The 5,357-nt window shown below is 68.0% G+C and carries 6 protein-coding genes; 3 read left to right on the forward strand and 3 right to left on the reverse strand.

Going from position 1 to position 5,357, the window contains the following annotated elements; genetic code table 11:
• Positions 1-173 precede the first annotated feature (173 nt).
• Positions 174-740 (reverse strand): carboxymuconolactone decarboxylase family protein, encoded by a 567-nt coding sequence (locus tag DBR23_RS05385; RefSeq protein ID WP_108497554.1) that lies wholly within the window; start codon positions 738-740, stop codon positions 174-176.
• A gap of 131 nt (positions 741-871) precedes the next feature.
• On the opposite strand from DBR23_RS05385, the gene DBR23_RS05390 reads away from it, so the two are divergent.
• From DBR23_RS05390 to DBR23_RS05400, 3 genes are all read left to right on the forward strand, one after another.
• Positions 872-1,759: an AraC family transcriptional regulator gene (locus DBR23_RS05390; protein ID WP_108497550.1), complete on the forward strand. Its 888-nt coding sequence runs from the start codon at positions 872-874 to the stop codon at positions 1,757-1,759.
• Positions 1,760-1,950: 191 nt separating this feature from the next.
• The gene (locus DBR23_RS05395; protein WP_108497551.1) at positions 1,951-2,448 is read left to right on the forward strand and encodes a hypothetical protein; all 498 of its coding nucleotides are present in this window, start codon (positions 1,951-1,953) and stop codon (positions 2,446-2,448) included.
• Positions 2,445-2,708: a hypothetical protein gene (locus tag DBR23_RS05400; RefSeq protein ID WP_108497552.1), complete on the forward strand. Its 264-nt coding sequence runs from the start codon at positions 2,445-2,447 to the stop codon at positions 2,706-2,708. The genes DBR23_RS05395 and DBR23_RS05400 overlap by 4 nt, the downstream gene beginning before the upstream one ends.
• A 9-nt stretch (positions 2,709-2,717) precedes the next feature.
• On the opposite strand, the gene DBR23_RS05405 is transcribed toward DBR23_RS05400, so the two are convergent.
• Together DBR23_RS05405 and DBR23_RS05410 are read right to left on the reverse strand one after the other, a co-directional pair.
• A complete protein-coding gene (locus tag DBR23_RS05405; RefSeq protein WP_108497553.1) occupies positions 2,718-4,364 on the reverse strand; it encodes an acyl-CoA synthetase in 1,647 nt (548 codons plus the stop codon).
• 102 nt (positions 4,365-4,466) lie between these two features.
• Positions 4,467-5,357: GGDEF domain-containing protein (locus DBR23_RS05410; protein WP_146191233.1), on the reverse strand; the 891-nt coding region annotated here is incomplete at its 5' end.

A 5,357-nucleotide genomic window follows, 5' to 3' on the forward strand; every position in this document is an offset into this window, starting at 1 on the left:
GTGCAGCAGGTCTGCCGCGCTGACAAACGACTTTGCAGCCGGTCATGCGTGCAAAAAAAGCACGCATGGGTTTTGCGAAGGACTGCCTGCGATGGCTTCGCCACAGGACCGCGCCAGCAGCAAAAGAAGCGGCGCGCACCCAGCCATCGGCCAGACGCGCGCCGCCCCCTCGTTCAACGCGCCGGGCGCAGCTTAACGCCGGGGAAGTCCACCGGCACGGCCAGCGCCACGTTCACGTAGTTGGTGAACAGGTTGAGCGCCACATGGGCCACGATCTCGACGATCTGCTCGCCGTTCACGCCCTGGTCGCGCAGGGCCTCCAAATCGGCCGCATCGACCTGGCCGCGTTCGTTGACCAGTTGCAGCACAAAGCGCAGCACGGCGGCCGTGCGCGGGTCGGCCGATTCGCCCGCCTGCGCGGCGGCCAGGGCCTCGCCACTCACGCCCGCCTTGCGGCCGAGGGCCGTGTGGGCGGCCAGGCAGTAGTCGCAGGCATTGCGGTTGGCCACGGCCACGGCGATCTGCTCGCCCAGGGCAGCGCCGATCACGCCGCCGCCCAGCGCACCAAACGCGCCCCACATGCTTTGCAGCGCGGCGGGCGAATTGGCCACGGCGCGGAACATGTTGGGCGTGGCGCCAAAGGCTCCGTGGACCTGGTCGAGCACGGCGCGCACAGTGCCGGTGGCGGCGGTGCGGTCGACGAGAGGGACGCGGGCGACAGAAGGAGAAGTAGCGGACATGGTGTGTTCCTTGAAGGTCATGAAGGGTTGGTGAGAACTTGTGCCTGTTCTCGGCACCCCTGCAGTGTCCGGCGCCAGCGTGTACCATTGGGCACATAAAATCCACAATTCATACCCAATCATCCAAAACCATGCCACCAAGCGTTCCTACACCCGCGCAGGCCTCCACCCCGCTCGACCGGTTGTCGCCGCTGCTGGAGCGGTTTCGGGTGCGGGCGCACCTGTTCCACAACGGGCCACTGTGTGGCGTGACGCACTTTGCGGCGGCGCCGGGCCGGGGCTTTTTGCATGTGCTGCGCCAGGGCGAGATGGTGGTCACGCACCAGCCCCAGGCGGGCCCGCCCGAGCGGCTTCAGGTGTGCGAGCCCAGCCTGCTGTTCTATGCCCGACCGCTGGAGCACTTCTTTCACAACGCGCCCACCGAGGGGTCGGACTTCACCTGCGCCGCACTGGACTTTGACGGCGGTGCCAGCCACCCGCTGGCCCGCGCCCTGCCCCCGCTGGTGGTGCTGTCGCTGGGCGCGGTGGACGGTCTGCAGCAGTCGCTGGACTTGTTGTTTGCAGAAACCGACCGCCTGCGCTGCGGCCACCGCGTGCTGGCCGACCGGCTGTTTGAAGTGGTGCTGCTGCAACTGCTGCGCTGGTTGCTGGACCACCCCGAGCAGGCGCACATGCCGCCCGGCCTGCTCACGGGTCTCGCCGACCCTGCCCTGGCCCGCGCCCTCACCGCCTTGCACGATGCGCCGGGCCAACCATGGAGCCTGGCGCAGATGGCTGCGCAGGCAGGCATGTCGCGCAGTGCGTTTGCGGCCCGCTTCAAGGCGGTGGTGGGCGACACCCCCGCCGACTACCTGGCGCACTGGCGGCTGACGCTGGCGCAGGCCCATCTGCGCGGCGGACGGTCGTTGAAGTCGATTGCCAACGAGCTGGGTTACGCCAACCCCTCGGCGCTGTCGCGCGTGTTTGCGCAGAAGGTGGGCATGTCGCCACGGGTCTGGCTGGAGGGCCTTGCAGCATAGCGAGCTAAGCCGCCACCTCCTCTGCCCGGCTGGACGCGCGGCCCACGGGCCGCCACAATTTCCTGCGTCGGCTGCGCAGCTCCAGGATTTTGATAAAAACAGGCCCTGGCGCTTATCCTGATTGCGCAAAAAGCTATGTAAATGATAGCAAAACTCTGTAAATGGATCAGCCGCCGGAAAGGATTCACGCCATGAACGCCGCTCTCACCCAACTGGCAGCCGACTGCGGGCTGGCCAGCGACGCCCACACCCCGCTGCGCCTGGCCTTTGGCCTGGCCTGTGTGCAGCGCGTGCGCCATCTGCTGGAAGATCCGGAGGCCATCGCCGGCCTCGACGTGCTGGCCGCGTTCACGGCGGGCACAGTGGATGCGGCCACTTTGGCCAACGCAGCAGAGCGGCTGAAAGCGGTGGCCTCGCACCACCGGGGCTCGCAGTCGCTGGACGGGTCGGCCCATGCCGCCGTGTCGGCCACCTACGCCGTGGCCAACGCGCTGGCGGGCCGGGCGCTGGAGGCCGCCAGCTACGCGGCCTATGCCACGGTGTATGCCTATGGCGGGTATGCGGTGCAAGACCTCTCGGCGTTTGAGCCAGAGCACCAGTGGCAGGTGCAGGCGCTGCAGCAGCTGCTGGACGATGCGGCGACCCAACGGTCGGCGAGGCCCCTTGCCGCCAGCCAGCCCTGCGCATGAGCCGCCAGCAGGTTCTCGCCGCGCTGGCCGCCCCGCTGCGTGCGATCCTGGAGGCCGAACTGGCGCAGGGCAACGTCATCGACGAGGTGGCGGACTGGCCGCCCCGGTGCGAGTTGCTCGTGATCCTGCGCCGCCCTTTCGCGAAGGCCTACCCGACCGGGCCTGGCGTGGAGTTCACCGCCATCGAAGACCGGCACTACTGGAAGTCGGAATACAACCTCGATGGCGGCCGGCAGACGCTGGCGTGCGGTTTTGGCTGAGCCGGGTGATCAGACGTTGATGGCGGCCGCCGACCCGGCCTGCTTGCGCAGCTCGAACTTCTGGATCTTGCCGGTGCTGGTCTTGGGCAGCTCGCCAAACACCACGGCACGCGGCACCTTGAAGCCCGCCAGGTGCTTCTTGCAATGCGCCACGATGTCTTCGGGCGTGGTCTGCGCACCGGCCTTCAGCTCCACAAACGCGCAGGGCGTCTCGCCCCACTTGGGGTCGGGCTTGGCCGCCACGGCGGCGGCCAGCACGTCGGGGTGGCGGTAGAGCACGTCTTCCACCTCGATGGACGAGATGTTCTCGCCGCCCGAGATGATGATGTCCTTGCTGCGGTCCTTGATCTTGATGTAGCCATCGGGGTACTGCACGGCCAGGTCGCCGCTGTGGAACCAGCCGCCTGCAAACGCTTCTTCCGTCGCCTTGGGGTTCTTGAGGTAGCCCTTCATGGCGATGTTGCCCTTGAACATGATCTCGCCCATGGTTTCGCCGTCCTGTGGCACGGGCAGCATGGTCTCGGGGTCGAGCACGCGCACATCGCGCTCCAGGTGGTAGCGCACGCCCTGGCGGGCGTTGAGGCGGGCGCGCTCGCCGATGTCGAGCTGATCCCAGGCTTCGTGTTTGGCACACACGGTGGCGGGGCCATACACCTCGGTCAGGCCGTACACATGGGTCAGGTCGAACCCCATTTTTTCCATGCCCTCGATCATCGAGGCCGGTGGCGCGGCGCCCGCCACCATGGCCTTGACGCCTGCGGGGATGCCCACCTTCATCGCATCGGGGGCGTTGACCAGCAGGCCGTGCACGATGGGCGCGCCGCAGTAGTGCGTGACACCGTGGTTGCGGATGGCGTCGAAGATGGCCTGCGCGTCCACCCGGCGCAGGCAAACGTTGACGCCAGCACGCGCCGCAATGGTCCATGGAAAGCACCAGCCGTTGCAGTGGAACATGGGCAAGGTCCACAGGTACACCGCGTGCTTGGGCATGTCCCACTCCAGCACGTTGCTGATGGCGTTGGTGGCGGCGCCCCGGTGGTGGTAGACCACGCCCTTGGGGTTACCGGTGGTGCCGCTGGTGTAGTTCAGCGCAATCGCATCCCACTCGTCGGCGGGCAGGCTCCAGGCAAAGGCCGCATCGCCGCTGGCCACAAAGGCTTCGTAGTCGGTGCCGCCCAGGTTGTGCACGGCGGGGCCGTAGAGCGCGTCCTGCACCTCGATCACGCGGATGGGCGTGGTGCCCGTGCGCAGGGCCAGCGCCTTGGCCATGGTGCCGGTGAACTCCGGGTCCACGATCACGGCCTTGGCCTCGCCGTGGTCAAGCATGAAGGCGATGGCCTCCGGGTCGAGCCGGGTGTTGAGGGTGTTGAGCACCGCGCCCGCCATGGGCACGCCAAAGTGCGCCTCCACCATCGGCGGCGTGTTGGGCAGCATCACGGCCACGGTGTCGTTCTTGCCGATGCCGGCCTGGGTCAGCGCGCTGGCCAGCTGGCGGCAGCGCGCGTAGGTCTGGGCCCAGGTCTGACGCAGCGTGCCGTGCACGATGGCCAGACGGTCGGGGTAGACCTCGGCCGTGCGTTCGATGAACGACAGGGGCGACAGGGCGGCAAAGTTGGCTTCGTTGCGAGGCAGGTGCTGGTCAAAGATGGAGGTCATGGGTCGGTGCAAGAAGGTGAACGACACACAGCCTAGCGCCGCAGGCTGACACGAAAGCAACACGGGCAGGCGCAAGCGCGGTGTGGACTGCGATGCGCAGCCTCACAGCCTTCGCTTGTGGCTCTGCTTGATGCGGTACATGGCCGCATCGGCGCTGGCCATGAGTGTGCGCGCATCCTGCGCGTCGCGGGGGAACAGGCTCAGGCCGATGCTGGCGCGCACGGCCAGGGGTTCGCCGTCGATGTCCAGTGGCGGCTCGAACGCGTGCTGCAGCTTGGTCACGATCTGCAGCGCGGCCTCTTCGGAATCCACGTTTTCGCACAGCACCGTGAACTCGTCCCCGGCGAGCCGGGCCACGGTGTCCACCTGCCGCACGGCGCCGACGATGGTGCGAGCCACCGCCTGCAGCACCAGGTCGCCCACGGCATGCCCGCGCGTGTCGTTGATGGCCTTGAAGTCGTCCAGGTCCACGAACAACAGGGCACAGCTGCGGCCGCTGCGGCGCGACAGCTCCAGCACCTGGGCCAGGCGCTGCTCGAACATGCGGCGGTTGGGCAGGCCGGTGAGTGCGTCGTGGTGCGCCAGGTGGGCCATGGCGTCGCGGCTCAGGTTCAGCTCGGCCAGCTGGCGGCTGATCTGCTGCTCCATGTCCTGAAAGCTGCGGGCCAGCTCGCCCACCTCGTCGCCCCGGTGCACCGGCAGCGCGCCGTGAGACTCCCCGCGCGAAAACGCCTGCGCCGCCTTCACCATGGCCTGCAGCGGCTGGGTCACCAGGCGCGACACCCCGGCCGCCAGGGCCACGCCCACCACGCTGAGCACCAGCAGGATCTTGAGGATGCTGCGCCCCAGGTCCAGCACCTCGCCCTGCACCACGGCCAGCGGCTGCGAGAGCCCCACCACCATGAAGCGCCCTTCGTCCGCATTGCCAAAGGGCATGCGCACAAAGGCGAACACGCGCGCCTCTTCGTCGTCGGTGCCGGGCTGGCTCAGCAC

It is taken from the genome of Acidovorax sp. HMWF018, from assembly GCF_003061035.1.
In the GTDB taxonomy this organism is placed as follows: Bacteria; Pseudomonadota; Gammaproteobacteria; order Burkholderiales; family Burkholderiaceae_C; genus Acidovorax; species Acidovorax delafieldii.

Bases quoted from the DNA above. Each gene is read 5' to 3' on its own strand.
- DBR23_RS05395 (WP_108497551.1), top strand. From the start codon at position 1,951: ATGAACGCCGCTCTCACCCAACTGGCAGCCGACTGCGGGCTGGCCAGC.
- DBR23_RS05385 (WP_108497554.1), bottom strand. From the start codon at position 740: ATGTCCGCTACTTCTCCTTCTGTCGCCCGCGTCCCTCTCGTCGACCGC.
- DBR23_RS05400 (WP_108497552.1), top strand. From the start codon at position 2,445: ATGAGCCGCCAGCAGGTTCTCGCCGCGCTGGCCGCCCCGCTGCGTGCG.
- DBR23_RS05405 (WP_108497553.1), bottom strand. From the start codon at position 4,364: ATGACCTCCATCTTTGACCAGCACCTGCCTCGCAACGAAGCCAACTTT.
- DBR23_RS05390 (WP_108497550.1), top strand. From the start codon at position 872: ATGCCACCAAGCGTTCCTACACCCGCGCAGGCCTCCACCCCGCTCGAC.